The sequence below is a fragment of the Stenotrophomonas maltophilia genome, from assembly GCF_047497515.2.
GTDB lineage: Bacteria > Pseudomonadota > Gammaproteobacteria > Xanthomonadales > Xanthomonadaceae > Stenotrophomonas.
In genome coordinates, this window is the sequence record NZ_JAXAXL020000002.1 from 195,143 (window position 1) to 209,915 (window position 14,773).

Below are 14,773 nucleotides of genomic sequence, written 5' to 3' on the forward strand. Positions count from 1 at the left end.
TCAGCCAGCAGCCAGCACGCGGATCTGGCTGTCGGCGAATTCGACCACCTGGCCCGCGCGGATCTTGCAGGCCTTGCGCAGTTCGACCTCACCGTCGACCAATACCTGGCCTTCGCTGATGACCATCTTGGCCTCGCCGCCGCTGGTGACCAGGTCGGCCAGCTTGAGCAGCTGCTTGAGTTCAACGTAGTCGCCGTCGAGGTCGAATTCGAGAATCTGCATGGAGCGGGGTTCCTGGGAAGAGGGCGCAGGCCGGTGGCCGGGCCGGAAAGAGGGCGCGTATTGTGCGCCAGCACCGGGCATGACCGCACGCGCCCGGAAAAGCTGTACGCCTCGTTCAGGATCAATGCGGTATCATTCCGCTCTGAGCGAGTGAAATCTCCTCCGACCGAGCAGCGCCAGGGCACGCGATAAGAAGGGCGCCCAAAGCGCGGAGCATCCCTTTTTTATCGCACTGCCAGGAAGACGGCAGTGCCTTTGGAGTTCCCCATGTCCCAAGATTCCCAAGCGCCGCTGCAGTTCGCGCAGCTCGGCCTGTCCGAACCCGTGATGCAGGCGGTCACCGCCATCGGCTACGAAACCCCGTCGCCGATCCAGGCCGCCACCATCCCGGCGATGCTGGAAGGCCGCGACGTGCTGGGCCAGGCCCAGACCGGCACCGGCAAGACCGCTGCGTTCGCACTGCCGGTACTGTCCAACATCGACCTGCAGCAGATCAAGCCCCAGGCCCTGGTTCTGGCACCGACCCGCGAACTGGCCATCCAGGTGGCCGAGGCGTTCCAGTCCTATTCGTCGAAGATCCCCGGCTTCCGCGTGCTGCCGGTGTACGGCGGCCAGCCGTACGGCCAGCAGCTGTCGGCGCTGCGCCGCGGCGTGCACATCGTGGTCGGTACCCCGGGCCGCGTGATCGATCACCTGGACCGCAGCACCCTGGACCTGTCCGAGCTGAAGACGCTGGTGCTGGACGAAGCCGATGAAATGCTGCGCATGGGCTTCATCGATGACGTCGAGGCCGTGCTGAAGAAGCTGCCGGAACAGCGCCAGGTTGCGCTGTTCTCGGCCACCATGCCGCCGCAGATCCGCCGCATCGCGCAGACCTACCTGCAGGACCCGGTGGAAGTGACCATCGCGGCCAAGACCACCACCTCGGCCAACATCCGCCAGCGTTACTGGTGGGTGAGCGGCATGCACAAGCTGGACGCGCTGACCCGCATCCTGGAAGTCGAGCCGTTCGACGCGATGATCATCTTCGCCCGCACCAAGGCCGGCACCGAAGAACTGGCCAGCAAGCTGCAGGCCCGTGGCCTGGCCGCGGCCGCGATCAACGGCGACATGCAGCAGGCGCAGCGTGAGCGCACCATCGCCATGCTGAAGGAAGGCAAGCTGGACATCCTGGTCGCCACCGACGTGGCCGCCCGTGGCCTGGACGTGGAGCGCATCAGCCACGTGCTGAACTACGACATCCCGTACGACACCGAAAGCTACGTGCACCGCATCGGCCGTACCGGTCGTGCCGGCCGCAGCGGTGAGGCGATCCTGTTCGCCACCCCGCGCGAGAAGGGCATGCTGCGCCAGATCGAGCGCGCCACCCGCCAGCCGATCGAAGAAATGCAGCTGCCGAGCGTGGAAGCGGTCAACGACACCCGCATCAACAAGTTCACCTCGCGCATCACCGAAACCCTCGGTGCCGGTGGCCTGGACTTCTACCGCCAGCTGCTGGAGCGCTTCGAGAACGAGCAGAACGTGCCGGCCATCGAAGTGGCCGCCGCGCTGGCCAAGATGCTGCAGGGTGACACCCCGTTCCTGCTGCAGCCGCCGGTGCGTGCCCCGCGCGAAGAGCGCGCGCCGCGCGAGCGCTTCGACCGTGGCGACCGCCCGGAGCGTGGCGAGCGCTTCGACCGCAACGAGCGTGGCCCGCGATTCGAGCGAGGCCCGCGTCGTGACGATGCCGAAGGTGGTTTCGAGCAGCGCCCGCGCCGTGAGGTTCCGCCGCGTGGTGCGCCGGAGCAGGGCATGGAGACCTACCGTATTTCGGTCGGCCACCAGCACGGCGTGAAGCCGGCCAACATCGTCGGCGCCATCGCCAACGAAGCGGGCCTGGAAAGCCGCTTCATCGGCCGCATCGACATCCACGACGACTTCTCGCTGCTGGACCTGCCGGCGCAGATGCCGTCGGACGTCCTGTCACACCTGCAGAAGGTCTGGGTGTCTGGCCAGCAGCTGCAGATGCGTGCGCTGGCGCCGGGTGAAGACACCAACCCGGCCCCGCGTCCGTTCAAGCCGCGCTTCGACAAGCGCGGTCCGGGCGGTCCGGGTGGCCCCCGTCGTGGCGGCCCGGGTGGTCCGGGTGGTCACGGTGGCGACCGCGGCGGTGACCGCGACAGCCGCCCGCCGCGTCGTGACGGCTTCAAGCCGCGCGGCCCGCGCAGCTTCTAAGCTGCACCCGCAGTCATCCTGAACAACGCCAGCCCCCGGGCTGGCGTACCGGAAAAGGGGACGGAGGGGATTAAGTCGTAAATGGCAGGCCGCGCGCTTATGCCGAAAACGACTTAATCCCCTCCGTCCCTTTTTTCGCATGGCCCACACATTCCCGGTCCTAGGCTGAGCCGGTTCCAAGGGAGGTTGTCACCGCATCACATTCAGGGGGATCCGGGATGGGTAGGAGTGGCACGGACCAACAGAGTCGGCGGGTGCCGATGACCCGTGGCCTGGGCCTGCGGTTTGCGTTGCTGACGGGCATGGCGATCGGACTGGTCGCGTTGTCCGCCTTGATCCAGGAGTTGCAGGCGGCTTCCACCGCCTGGATCGCCGGTCAGGGCTACTGGTCGCGGGGTCAGCAGGATGCGACCGCCGCGCTCAGCCGTTACCTGGCGCGCACCGATGCCCAGGACCTGGAGGACGCACGCCAGGCCCTGCAGGTGCCGCTGGGCGACCTGCAGGCGCGGTTGGCGCTGGAGCAGGCCGAGCCGGATCCGGCGAAGGCCAAGCAGGGCTTCCTGCAGGGGGGCAATGCACCTGCCGATATTCCCCGCCTGGTGTTTTCATTCCGCTATGCGCGCGACATCGGTGCCTTCCGCGAGGCGACCGCGTTGTGGCGGCAGACCGATGGCGACCTGATGGCGGTGCAGCGCCTGGTCGACGATTTGCAGCTGCGGCATCACGAAGGCCCCTTGCCGGCGGATACGCGTGACCGCTACCTGCAGCAGTTGCGCGATCTTGATCGGCGCCTGCAGGTCTAGGCGCAGGCGTTCTCCCAGGCACTGCTGCGCATGGCCACGATGGTGCGGGTGGCGACGCTGGTGGTCGGCGGGCTGTCAGTGCTGGCAATCAGCTTGATGGCGGTCGCGCTGGCACGCCGCGTCGGCAAGGATCTGACTGAACACGAGAGCCGCTTCCGCGCCGCGTTCTATCAGGCCAACGTCGGCATGCTCAAGCTCGACATGCAAGGCAAGGTGATCGAAGCCAACCAGGCGATGGCCGACATTCTCGATCATCGCCGCGACCAGTTGGTGCAGTTGTCGCTGGGCGACCTGCTGATGGAAGGCGAGCTGGTCATTGACGGGGACGGCCGCATCGACTGGGACCGGCAGCTGCGGCCGAGCGAACTACGCTTCTGCCGGCGCGATGGCAGCCTGGTCTGGGGGCGCTGGAGCGGTACCGCCGTGCGCAGCACCGATGGCGGGCTGTCAGTGTTCGCAATCATCGAGGATGTCAGCCAGAACCATGCACTGGCGCGCGAGATCGAGCACCACGCCAGCCATGATCCGCTGACGGGCCTGATCAACCGCCGCGAGATCGAGCGCTTGTTGGAGCGCGCATTGCTGCAGGTGCGCAGCGAGGGCGGCACGCATTCGCTGTGCTACATCAACCTGGACCATTTCAAGCTGGTCAACGACAGCTTCGGCCACGCTGCCGGTGACCAGATGCTGCGCAGTTTTGCCGACTACCTGGTGGCCACGGTGCGCGATGGCGATTGGGTCGGGCGGCTCGGTGCCGACGAATTCGCGGTATTCCTTGCCCATGCCGGGCAGGACGAAGCCAAGCGGGTGCTGCAACGGGTGATCCGCAACCTGGGCCAGGCCACCTTCCCGATCAGCGAGGGTAGCCCGCAGCTGAGCTGCAGCATCGGCGTGGTCGAGGTCAGCGCCGACGCGCCCGATGTGAACTGGTTGATGAGCGCCGCCGACAGCGCCTGCTACGCCGCCAAGCAGGCCGGCCGCAACCGTGTGCATTGCTTCAATGAAAACCGCATGGCGCTGGAAGAGCGGCGCCAGGAAGCCGAGCGCCTGCAGGGCGTCAGCCTGGCGATGGCCGAGAACCGCATGCTGCTGTATGCCCAGCGCATCGCCCGCGTCGGTGACCCCAACTACCTGCATTACGAGGTGCTGGTGCGCATGCGTGGCACCGACGGCAGCCTGCACCTGCCGGGCCAGTTCATGCCGGCGGTGGAGCGCTATGGCATGGCGGTGGCGCTGGATCGCCATGTGCTGGGGCTGCTGTTCCGCCACCTGCAGGTGTGCCCGGCGCATGTGCGCCAGCTCGGGCTGTGCAATGTCAACGTGTCCGCACAGTCGATCGCCGAGCCGAGCTTCCTCGCCTTCGTCTGCGATCTGCTGGAGCGCAACCGCGCGTTGGCATCCAAGCTGTGTTTCGAGATCACCGAGACCGCGGCGATCAGCAATCTCAGCCAGGCCCGCGCCTTCATCGACGCGGTGAAGGCGCGTGGGTGCCGGATGGCGCTAGACGACTTCGGTTCCGGGCTGTCTTCGTTCGGATACCTGCGGCAATTGCCTGCCGACATGCTGAAGATCGACGGCGCCTTCGTGCGCGACATGGATACCGATCCGGTCAGCCACGCCACCGTGCGCGCGATCAGTGAGCTGGGGCGTGAGCTGCAGATGGAAGTGGTGGCCGAATGGGTGGAGACCAACGAGGTGGCCGGTGCGCTGACCCGGCTCGGCGTGCAGGGCCTGCAGGGCTACGCGATCGAGCGCCCGCAGCCGCTGGAACGGATGACCCTGACCGACCTGCGGCCGTTCCGCCTGGTTGCGGTGAAAGGGCCGCCCGGCGCCGGCTGAACGGCGGGCGGCGACTTTGGTCTACACATGCGCGGCCCGCGCGGCTGCGATAATGCGGCCCAGGGGCGACGCGCAACGGGCGCGGACGTAAGCAGGAACAGGACGTGGCGTGGGCGGCAGGCAGGGGTGGTACGGAACAGGAGCGGTGGTGGCCGTACTGCTGGCGTGGTTGGCGATGGCGTGGCCGTTGCAGGCCGCAGCGCCCGCGTCGGGCCGCGACTACCTGCTGGTCGGTGGTGCCACCGATGAACCCACCCCGCATCGCGCCTGCACACCGCAGATGCTGTCCGGCCCCCGCCAGCAGGTGGAGGTGCCTGCGCCAGCCGAAGGCTGGTCGGGGCAGCCGCAGGCGCTGGACGTGTTCAACGTGTTTTCCGGCGAAGTCCGCGTCCAGCATGGCGATCGCGAGATCTGCGGGGACATGCACGATGCCCGCACCCGCGATTCGCGCTTCCGTGCCGGCATCGGCCTGGTGGCCGTGCCGCCGGCCGGCAGCCACGCACCGTTCCTGGTGTCCTGGCAGACACCGCTGAAGGCACGCTGGGTGCCCACGCTGCGGCTGGGCGCGCCCAGCCCGGTACAGCAGAACGACACCGCCCGACTGCTGGTGCGCGCGGCCTGCATCGCGGTGGCGATCGCCTTGGCGCTGTCGTCGTTGATGGCGTTCCTGACCACGCGTGACCGCAGCTTCCTGGTCTACATCGCCGGCACCACCGTGCTGGTGCTGTGGCAGGCCATCCTCGGCGGTCTCAGTGGTTATCCCGAACCCTGGCTGCCGGTGGGTGAGCACGGTGCCAAGTGGTTGCTGTCGTTGACTGCGGCCAGCCAGGCCCTGGTATTGCCGGCGCTGTGGCGGCTGAACGGTGGTGACCGTGTGCTGCCGCGCTCGCGCCCGGTGCAGCTGGCCGTGCTGTGGGCCGGGCTGGGACTGGCCGTGCTGGTGCCGTGGCTGCGTTGGGATCATCTGGCCTGGGTCGCGCAGGGCCTGCAGGTGTCCTACCTGCTCGGCTGCGGCCTGGCGCTGCTGGTCGGGGTCTGGGCGCGCGCGCGCGGCGACCGCTGGGCGCAGGCCGGGCTGGCTGCGCTGGCGCCGATGCTGGTGCTGATCATCGCCGACGCCTGTGGCGCCGAATGGCTGATGGAATACCGGGTGGAAGCGCTGCAGCTGGCGGTGACCTGGCTGCTGATGATGGCCGCCTATGCCCTGAACCAGCGGCTGGGCCGCCTGCGCCAGCAGCGCGACGAACTGCGCCACCTGGCCGAGACCGATGGCCTGACCGGGCTGCCGAACCGGCGTGCCGGCCTGCAGCAGCTGGCCCGCCATCTGGAACGGGTGGACCGTGAGCGCGGGCCGCTGGTGATCGGCTTCCTCGATATCGACCTGTTCAAGGACATCAACGACCGTCATGGCCACGCCGTCGGCGACCAGGTGCTGGTTGCGGTGGCACGGGCGCTGCGGACCGCGGTGCGCAGCCAGGACGAGGTGGTGCGGATGGGCGGCGAGGAATTCCTGCTGCTGATGCCGGGCATGCCGCGTGAAGCGGCGTCGGCACGGCTGGACCGCCTGCGCCAGCGCATCACCGAGGCCTGCCAGGCGCTGCAGGTACCGGGCCTGGAAGTGACCGCCAGCATCGGCCTGGCGCAGTGGCGGCCGGGCGAGGACGATCTGGCCGCGCTGCTGCGGCGCGCCGACCATGCCATGTACGTGGCCAAGCGCGCCGGTCGCAACCGGGTCTTCGACGGCGAGGAACTGGATCCGTCCGCACCGGCATGACGCGCAGCGGGCGGCGATGCCGGATAATAGGGTGATGACCACCCGACTCAACAAACATATCGCCGACACCGGCTTCTGCTCCCGCCGCGAGGCCGATCGCCTGATCGCCGCCCGCCGCGTCACCGTCAACGGCCATCCGGCCGGCACCGGCGCGGTGGTGGGTGAGGAAGACCAGGTGCTGGTCGACGGCCAGCCGCTGCGAGCCCGCGTCGCCCGCAAGCCCGGCGCCCGCCGCCACGTCTACATCGCGCTGAACAAGCCGGTGGGCGTTACCTGCACCACCGAAACGTCGGTCAAGGGCAACATCGTCGACTTCGTTGGCCATGAACAGCGCATCTTCCCGGTCGGCCGCCTGGACAAGGAGTCGGAAGGGCTGATCCTGATGACCAGCAACGGCGACATCGTCAACCAGATCCTGCGCGCGGAGAACGGCCATCAGAAGGAGTACCTGGTGGCGGTGAACAAGCCGGTCACCGACGAGTTCCTGCGTGGCATGGCGCGCGGCGTGCGCATCCACGACCAGATGACACTTCCGTGCAAGACCTCGCGCATCGCCAAGTTCGGTTTCCGCATCACCCTGCAGCAGGGCCTGAACCGGCAGATCCGCCTGATGGCGGCGGAGTTCGGCTACCGCGTGACCCAGCTGCGCCGCGTGCGCATCGACAACATCAAGATCGGTGCGCTGAAGCCGGGCCAGTGGCGAAACCTGACCGAGCAGGAGCTGCAGGGCCTGCTGCCGAAGCAGCTGGACTGGTAACGCGCGGTAGTGCCGGCCGCTGGCCGGCATCCCCCGATGTGCGGATTGCGCACCTGCATCGGCTAGACTTCGCAGTGACCTGCCGGAACGTGACGCTGCATGATCAAGCCCGACAAGCCTGCCAACGAAGCCCTTCGGCTTGAGGCGCTGTACCGCTACCGCATCCTGGATTCGGAGCGCGAAAAATCCTTCGATGACCTGGTGGTGATCGCCAAGGCGGTCTGCGGCACGTCGATGGCGGCGGTGACCCTGATCGACGTCGAACGGCAATGGTTCAAGTCGATCCAGGGCATCGATGCGGCGGAGAACCTGCGCAGCGAATCGATGTGCGGGCACGCGATCCTGCAGCCCCAGGAAATCATGGTGGTCGAGGACGCGCAGCAGGACATCCGCTTCCATGACAATCCGGTGGTGACCGGCGATCCGCATGTCCGCTTCTATGCGGGTGCGCCCTTGATCAGTTCCGACGGCCTGCCACTGGGTACGCTGTGCGTGTTCGACGCGCATCCCCAGCACTTGGCCAGCGACAAGGCCGAAGCGCTGGCTGCACTGTCACGGCAGGTGATGCTGGTGATGGAGCTGCGCCGCTTCGCCCTCGACATCCAGAAGCACATGCTGGAACGCGATGACTATGAGCGGCTGCTGTCGGAGTACCAGGACGTGCTGCTGGCCCAGAATGCCGATTTGGCCGAGCAGAGCCGCACCGATGCCTTGACCGGCCTGCCCAACCGCCGTGCGATGGCGGCTGCGCTGGAAGAGGCGGTTGCCGTGGTCGACGGCCAGCCCGGGCTGGCCTGCGTGGCGCTGCTGGACATCGACCACTTCAAGCACATCAACGACTTCCAGGGCCACGCTACCGGTGACCGCGTGCTGGCTGAGCTGGGGGTGCTGCTGCGCTCGCATTTCGCCGGGCGCGGCATGGGCGCGCGTTATGGCGGCGAGGAGTTCGTCGCGGTGATGCCGGGCACCGACCTGCGTACCGCCGAACTGCAATGCGAGTTCCTGCGCCTGGCGGTGGCGGGCCTGCCGCTGGGCTTCCCGGTCACGATCAGCATCGGCATCGCCCAGCATTGTGCGGGCGAGAGCGTGGACCAGACGCTGGCGCGTGCCGACAAGGCGCTGTACCGGGCCAAGGGCAACGGCCGCAACCGGGTGGAACTGGCGGACTGAAGCGCTCCACCCGGTAGATCCACGCCAAGCGTGGATGCCTTTGCCGATCGGGTAACGCTGCGTCGCGGTCTGTGCGATTGCGACCCGCGAACATGGGGTTTCTGTTCCCGCGGACGCGCCCATGCTGCAGACCCTGGCCATCGCCCACTACCGCTCGTTGCATGGGCTGGTGCTGCCGCTGCAGCCGTTGAACGTGATCACCGGCGACAACGGCAGTGGCAAGTCCAGCCTGTACCGTGCGCTGCGCCTGTTGGCGGAGACCGCACAGGGCGGCGTTGCGGCGGTGCTGGCCCGCGAAGGTGGGCTGGGCTCGGCGCTGTGGGCCGGACCGGAAACCCTCGATCGCCGGGTTGCGGCCGGCGAGATCGCGCTGCAGGGTGGCCCCCGGCAAGCGGCGGTGGGATTGAAGCTGGGTTTCGCCACGGACGAATTCGGCTATGCCATCGATCTCGGTTACCCGCCACCCAGCCGCTCGGCGTTCGCGCTGGATCCGCAGATCAAGGCCGAGGCGATCTGGGCCGGGCCCTTCCTGCGTAGCGCCAACCTGCTGGTCGATCGGCGTGGGGCGATGGTGCGGCAACGCCATGCGCGCGGCTGGGCCCTGGTGGATGACCGGTTGTCGGTGTTCGACAGCCTGTTCACCCAGGTCGGTGATCCGCAGCGCATGCCGGAAACCATCGCGCTGCGCGAGTACATCCGTCGTTGGCGCTTCTATGATCATTTCCGCAGCGATGCCGATGCGCCGGCACGGCAGCCGGCGATGGCCACGCGCACGCCGGTGCTGCATCACGACGGCCGCGATCTGGCCGCGGCCTGGGTCACCATCCTCGAGATCGGGGATCCGGCCGGGTTGGCACGCAGCATTGACGATGCCTTCCCGGGGGCCTCGGTCGGCTTTGAGCAGCTGGATGGTCGCCTGGCCCTGCGTTTCCACCAGCCGGGCCTGTTGCGGCCGTTGTCGATGGCCGAGCTGTCTGATGGCACCCTGCGCTTCCTGCTGCTGGCCGCCGCCCTGCATACGCCGCGCCCGCCGCCGCTGCTGGTGCTGAACGAGCCGGAGACCAGCCTGCATCCGGACCTGCTGCCGGCACTGGCACGGCTGATCATTGCCGCCAGTGCGCGCAGCCAGGTCTGGGTGGTGTCACATGCCAGCCGCCTGATCGCAGCGCTGGAACAGGCGCCGGGGTGCCATTCGCTGCACCTGCACAAGCAGCAGGGCCGCACGTTGCTGAGCGGGCAGGGCCTGCTGGATGCGCCGGCATGGCACTGGCCGCAGCGTTGATACGGCCATCCACGCCCGGTATATCTACGCCCGGTAGATCCACGCCATGCGTGGATGCACTCAATCGGCGATGTTGCGTGCTTCCGCCGTACCGAGAATCTCCGGGTGCTGCACCGGCTTGCGACGATTCAGCAGCGGATGCAGGAACACCGCACCGACGATGATCGCCACGCCGAGGTAGAACCACAGCGTGACCTCGTGCTGTTCGCGCAGCAGCACTACCGCCAGCAGCACCGCATACACCGGCTCCAGGTTGGTCACCAGCTGCACCGTGTAGGCGCTCAGGTGGCGCAGCGCGACCAGTGCCAGCGCGAATGGCAGCAGCGTGCAGAAGCCGGCCAGTACCAGCAGCAGGATGCCGTCGTGCAGGTCCGGCACCACCCACAATGGGCTGGCCAGTGCTGGCAGCAGGTACGGCAGCAGCGGCGCCAGCAGGGTCAGGGTGAGGGTGCCTGCACCCAGTTCCAGCGCGGTGACGGTGAGCGGATCGGCGTGGCTGACCATGCGCTTGTTGAGCGAGCCGAACACCGCCACCAGCAGCGCCGAGATCGCACCCACCAGCACGCCCAGGCGCATGCCATCGGGCACGCCGCCGACCACCAGCGCCACGCCGGGCAGCACCGCCAGGCCGAACGCCAGTTCACGCAGCTGGAACGGCCGCTTGGCCACCCACGGTTCAATGATCGAGGTGAACACCGGCGCCAGCGCGATGCAGGTGGCGGCCACCGAGGCGTTGGCCAGCTTCACCGCGCCATAGAAGGTCAGCCAGTGCAGGGCGACCAGTGCGCCGATGCCGGCATAACCGGCCACCACCCGCAGCGGCAGGGTGCGCAGCCCGCGCCAGACCCGCGGCAGCAGCGCCAGCATCGCCGTCACCAGCAGCATGCGCCACCACACCAACGGCAGCGCGGGCAGGGTGATCAGCTTGCCAAGGATGGCGGTGACGCCCCACAGCAGGACACAGAAGTGGATCTGCCACAGCGCTTTGCGGGTGTCGGGTGTGCTCATCGGTGTATTGTGCGGCAAGCGCAGGTTCGCGGCGATGGTCACGGCCGGGCCGGCGCGCCGTTCCCATCGAGACTCCCGCATGCGTGCAGGCCCGGTGTTCGTGCGTGGATGGGCGGCGCTGACCGCCCTGGTCGCTGCCACTTCGTTGCTGCTGCAGTACCTGTTGCTGCTGCACGGGCCGGGCGGTGATGCGGGCGTGGTCGCGGCCACCGTACGCTTTTTTGGTTACTTCACCATCCTCAGCAATCTGGGCGTGTGCCTGGGCTGCATCGGGGTGGCGCGCGGCCGGGTACTGCCCGCGATGCTGGCGGCCACCCTGGCCCTGTGCATCGGTGTGACCGGCCTGGTCTACGTGCTGGCCCTGCAGGGACTGTGGCAACCGACCGGCCTGCAATGGTGGGTGGATGCAGGGCTGCACTACGCGGTACCGCTGCTGTACCTGGGCGGCTGGGTGCTGCTGTTGCCGCACGGCGGCCTGCGCTGGCGTGCACTGGGGGGCGTGCTGCTGGTGCCGTTGGCCTATCTCGGTTGGGCGATGACCGTGGCCTGGCTGCTGGGGCAGGCACCCTATCCATTCCTGGAGGTGCAGCGGATCGGGGCGGTGGCCTTCGCGATCAACGTGCTGCGCGTGGCCGCGGCGTTCGTGCTGGGCTGGACGGTGCTGTGGGCGCTGGATCGTTGGCGCCGTCGATGAGCCGCTGCAACGCCATCGCCGCTGCCGGGTTGCGAGCCTTGCCCGCGCCGATGCACAGCAGATACACCTCGCGGGGCTTGGCCGGGGGCGGTTCGGCCAGGCACGGCAGATCATCCACGGGCGCGCCTTGTGACCAGCGTCGTGCGCGTTCGGCCCAGCGTTGCTGCACCGGGGCTGGCAGGCCCTGCTTCAAGCGGGCCTGGCTGCGCTTGATCCGCGCATAGACGAAACCGGCACTGATGTCGCCGTGCAGTGGCGCCTCGTCGCTGTCCTCGATCACCAGGGCGACATCGTGGCGGCGGGCGGCGGCAACCAGTGCCGGGCCGTGCACGGCGGCGTTGCGTACTTCCAGTGCGTGCTGCAGCGGCACGCCGTCCAGCTGCTTCGGCAGCTGCGCCATCAGTGAGTCCAGCGCTTCGGCATCGGCCGGATGGCGTGGATCGAACTGCCACAGCAACGGACCGAGCCGGTCGCCCAGCGCGAGCGCAGCCTGCAGGAAAGGCGCGGCGGCCTCCACCGTGCTGGACAGGTCGCGGCGCTGCACCAGGTAGCGCGGCGCCTTCATCGAGAATCGGAAGTCCTGCGGTGTCTGCGCCGCCCATTGCGCGCATTGGGCCGGCGTGGGCGTGCGGTAGAACGTGCCGTTGATCTCGATGCAGCGCAGGGCACGGCTGGCATGGGCCAGTTCTTCGCGCTGCGCAAGCCCGGCCGGATAGAACGTGCCGCCGCGCCATTCGGGAAACACCCAGCCACCGATGCCGCAGCGGACGGCTGCCTGGCGGGACGCGGCCTTCACTGGCCGTGGTCCGCGCGCCACGGGTCGTAGCTGCCGAACCACCACAGGTAGCCTTCCGGGTCGGCGCAGGCGTAGCCGCGGCCACCGTAGTCCTGGTCGGCGATGTCGATGACGATGCGTGCTCCGGCAGCCTTGGCGCGGGCGTAGTGCGCATCGGCATCGGTGACGATCACGCACGCGCTCTGGGTCTGGCGGCCACCGACCTCGTCCGGCATGGCGGTGTGCTCGGTCCAGGCACTCTGGTTGCTGGCCGAACCGAGCATGATCATGCCGTGGCCGAAGGTCAGCTGCGCATGGAACACGGTCTCGCCGTCGGCGTAGACGGCCTGGGCGTGGAAGCCGAAAGCGCGCTGCAGCCAGTCGATGGCGGCCAGCGCGTCGCGGTAGCGCAGGCACGGAATGATGGTGGAGCCGTTGCCCGGCTGGCTGTTCTCGCCCATGACACCCCTCCTATGGCACAGGGCAGGGTGCGCCGTTCACCGTTACCATTCCGCGAAACCCCGGTGACGGCCTGCACATGGCCGCGACCCCTGTTCGGAGATGGTGCTGGATGAAAACCTGGATTGGAGGCGCCGTGCTGCTGGCCTGCACGACCATGGCGAGCGCGTCGACCCCGACGCCGCTGCAGGATCTGGATGCGACGGTCGAGCGCGTGCGCGCGCAGTTCGACGTGCCCGGCATTGCCGTGGCCGTGGTCAAGGATGGCCAGGTAGTGCTGGAACGCGGCTGGGGCGTGCGCGAGCAGGGCAAGCCGGAGCCGGTGCAGGCCGACACGCTGTTCGCCATTGCGTCCAACACCAAGGCGTTCACTGCCACTTCGCTGAACCTGCTGGCCGAAGACGGCAAGCTGAAGATGGACGACAAGGTGATCGACCACCTGCCGTCGTTCCGCATGTCCGACCCGTTCGTGACCGGGCAGATGACGATCCGCGACCTGCTCTCGCACCGCAGTGGCCTGAGCCTGGGCGCGGGCGACCTGCTGTTCTGGCCGACCACGTCCTACAGCAACGCCGAAGTGGTGGAGCGGCTGGGCAAGGTGCCGCTGAAGGGCGGTTTCCGTGAAAGCTATGCCTACGACAACATCCTGTACGCGGTGGCCCAGCAGGTGATCGAGCACGTCTCGGGCATGAGCTACCAGCAGTTCCTGCAGACCCGCATCTTCGACAAGGTCGGCATGGCAGGCACGCGCTACAACGCCGATCATCTGAAGCCGGGCGACAGGGCGGCCGTCGGCCACGCCAAGTACGATTTCAAGGACCTGCGCACGGTTGCGCCGCTGACCTGGTCGAACAATGCCGGCGCCGGCGGCATCTATTCCAGCGCGCATGACATGGCACGCTGGATGCAGGTGCAGCTGGCCGAAGGCAAGCTGTCCGATGGCACGCCGTTGTTTACCGAAAAGAGCCAGCAGCAGATGTGGCGGATGATCACGCCGCAGTCGATCCCGGCGCCAAGCGTGCCGGAGCTGGCCCCGGCGCGGGCCAACTTTGCCGGCTATGGCGAAGGCTGGAGCCTGAGTGATTACCGCGGCCAGAAGCTGGTCTGGCATACCGGTGGCTGGCCGGGCATGGTCTCGCGGCTGACCCTGGTGCCGGGCGAAAAGCTGGGCGTGGTGGTGCTGACCAACCAGGAAGTGGGCGCGGCGTTCAACGCGATCACCCTGAGCGTGCTCGATGCCTACCTGGGTGGGGAGAAGCACGACTGGGTCGATGCCTATGCCAAGGCCGTGGCCAAGGGCCAGGACAAGGCCGATGAAGCCTGGGCCAAGCACCAGGCCGCGCGGGACAAGCGCAGCACGCCGTCGCTGGCGCTGGCCGGCTACACCGGCACGTTCCGCGACCGCTGGTATGGCGACATGCAGATCGCTGCCGAGGGCAAGGGCCTGCGCCTGCGCTTCATGAAGACCGCGCAGCTCAGCGGGCGCCTGGAGCACTGGCAGCACGACACCTTCATCGTGCGCTGGGATGATCGCTCGCTCAACGCCGACGCGTTCGTGAACTTCACCCTGGACCCGGATGGGAAGGTACGCGACGTGCGCATGCAGCCGATCTCCGACCTGACCGATTTCAGCTTCGATTTCCAGGACCTGCTGTTCACCCCGGTGAAATGACGCCGCCGGGCGTGGCCCGGCGCTTCCGTTTGACGAATCCGATTGGTAGTGCCGGCCGCTGGCCGGCAACCTCATGATCCCCGTATACGTTGCGGGGTTGCCGG

General features: G+C 68.0%; 11 protein-coding genes and 1 pseudogene. 8 read left to right on the forward strand and 4 right to left on the reverse strand.

Annotated elements, in window-relative coordinates:
• On the reverse strand, positions 1-222 hold the full coding sequence (locus tag ACMZPQ_RS04640; protein WP_006426190.1) for an RNA-binding S4 domain-containing protein: 222 nt from the start codon (positions 220-222) through the stop codon (positions 1-3).
• 267 nt (positions 223-489) lie between these two features.
• On the opposite strand from ACMZPQ_RS04640, the gene ACMZPQ_RS04645 reads away from it, so the two are divergent.
• From ACMZPQ_RS04645 to ACMZPQ_RS04670, 6 genes and pseudogenes are all read left to right on the forward strand, one after another.
• Positions 490-2,436: a DEAD/DEAH box helicase gene (locus tag ACMZPQ_RS04645; protein WP_197582923.1), complete on the forward strand. Its 1,947-nt coding sequence runs from the start codon at positions 490-492 to the stop codon at positions 2,434-2,436.
• A gap of 218 nt (positions 2,437-2,654) precedes the next feature.
• Positions 2,655-5,078 (forward strand): annotated as a pseudogene (locus ACMZPQ_RS04650) (putative bifunctional diguanylate cyclase/phosphodiesterase).
• A gap of 109 nt (positions 5,079-5,187) precedes the next feature.
• Positions 5,188-6,852 (forward strand): sensor domain-containing diguanylate cyclase, encoded by a 1,665-nt coding sequence (locus ACMZPQ_RS04655; protein ID WP_197582926.1) that lies wholly within the window; start codon positions 5,188-5,190, stop codon positions 6,850-6,852.
• Between the two features lie 34 nt (positions 6,853-6,886).
• Entirely contained in the window at positions 6,887-7,609 is a 723-nt protein-coding gene (locus ACMZPQ_RS04660; RefSeq protein WP_197582927.1) for a pseudouridine synthase, read from the forward strand.
• 99 nt (positions 7,610-7,708) lie between these two features.
• Positions 7,709-8,779, forward strand: coding sequence for a sensor domain-containing diguanylate cyclase (locus tag ACMZPQ_RS04665; RefSeq protein ID WP_197582928.1), 1,071 nt, complete (start codon positions 7,709-7,711; stop codon positions 8,777-8,779).
• A 121-nt stretch (positions 8,780-8,900) separates the two neighbouring features.
• Positions 8,901-10,061: an AAA family ATPase gene (locus tag ACMZPQ_RS04670; RefSeq protein WP_197582929.1), complete on the forward strand. Its 1,161-nt coding sequence runs from the start codon at positions 8,901-8,903 to the stop codon at positions 10,059-10,061.
• 60 nt (positions 10,062-10,121) lie between these two features.
• On the opposite strand, the gene ACMZPQ_RS04675 is transcribed toward ACMZPQ_RS04670, so the two are convergent.
• Entirely contained in the window at positions 10,122-11,069 is a 948-nt protein-coding gene (locus tag ACMZPQ_RS04675) for a DMT family transporter (RefSeq protein ID WP_197582931.1), read from the reverse strand.
• A gap of 79 nt (positions 11,070-11,148) precedes the next feature.
• Here ACMZPQ_RS04675 and ACMZPQ_RS04680 point away from each other — a divergent pair, with 79 nt between their 5' ends.
• Entirely contained in the window at positions 11,149-11,763 is a 615-nt protein-coding gene (locus ACMZPQ_RS04680) for a Pr6Pr family membrane protein (protein WP_197582932.1), read from the forward strand.
• On the opposite strand, the gene ACMZPQ_RS04685 is transcribed toward ACMZPQ_RS04680, so the two are convergent.
• Both ACMZPQ_RS04685 and ACMZPQ_RS04690 read right to left on the reverse strand, forming a co-directional pair.
• On the reverse strand, positions 11,684-12,559 hold the full coding sequence (locus tag ACMZPQ_RS04685; protein WP_197582933.1) for a DUF72 domain-containing protein: 876 nt from the start codon (positions 12,557-12,559) through the stop codon (positions 11,684-11,686). The two genes, ACMZPQ_RS04680 and ACMZPQ_RS04685, sit on opposite strands and share 80 nt — an antisense overlap.
• Positions 12,556-12,999, reverse strand: a complete 444-nt coding sequence (locus ACMZPQ_RS04690) for a VOC family protein (RefSeq protein WP_049456451.1) — start codon at positions 12,997-12,999, stop codon at positions 12,556-12,558. Before ACMZPQ_RS04690 ends, ACMZPQ_RS04685 begins: the two co-directional genes overlap by 4 nt.
• 110 nt (positions 13,000-13,109) lie before the next feature.
• On the opposite strand from ACMZPQ_RS04690, the gene ACMZPQ_RS04695 reads away from it, so the two are divergent.
• On the forward strand, positions 13,110-14,669 hold the full coding sequence (locus ACMZPQ_RS04695; RefSeq protein WP_197582934.1) for a serine hydrolase: 1,560 nt from the start codon (positions 13,110-13,112) through the stop codon (positions 14,667-14,669).
• Positions 14,670-14,773 lie beyond the last annotated feature (104 nt).

Excerpts from the sequence above, each read along its gene's own strand:
- ACMZPQ_RS04680 (WP_197582932.1), top strand. The coding sequence starts at position 11,149 with ATGCGTGCAGGCCCGGTGTTCGTGCGTGGATGGGCGGCGCTGACCGCC.
- ACMZPQ_RS04645 (WP_197582923.1), top strand. The coding sequence starts at position 490 with ATGTCCCAAGATTCCCAAGCGCCGCTGCAGTTCGCGCAGCTCGGCCTG.
- ACMZPQ_RS04660 (WP_197582927.1), top strand. The coding sequence starts at position 6,887 with ATGACCACCCGACTCAACAAACATATCGCCGACACCGGCTTCTGCTCC.
- ACMZPQ_RS04675 (WP_197582931.1), bottom strand. The coding sequence starts at position 11,069 with ATGAGCACACCCGACACCCGCAAAGCGCTGTGGCAGATCCACTTCTGT.
- ACMZPQ_RS04690 (WP_049456451.1), bottom strand. The coding sequence starts at position 12,999 with ATGGGCGAGAACAGCCAGCCGGGCAACGGCTCCACCATCATTCCGTGC.
- ACMZPQ_RS04640 (WP_006426190.1), bottom strand. The coding sequence starts at position 222 with ATGCAGATTCTCGAATTCGACCTCGACGGCGACTACGTTGAACTCAAG.
- ACMZPQ_RS04670 (WP_197582929.1), top strand. The coding sequence starts at position 8,901 with ATGCTGCAGACCCTGGCCATCGCCCACTACCGCTCGTTGCATGGGCTG.
- ACMZPQ_RS04695 (WP_197582934.1), top strand. The coding sequence starts at position 13,110 with ATGAAAACCTGGATTGGAGGCGCCGTGCTGCTGGCCTGCACGACCATG.
- ACMZPQ_RS04665 (WP_197582928.1), top strand. The coding sequence starts at position 7,709 with ATGATCAAGCCCGACAAGCCTGCCAACGAAGCCCTTCGGCTTGAGGCG.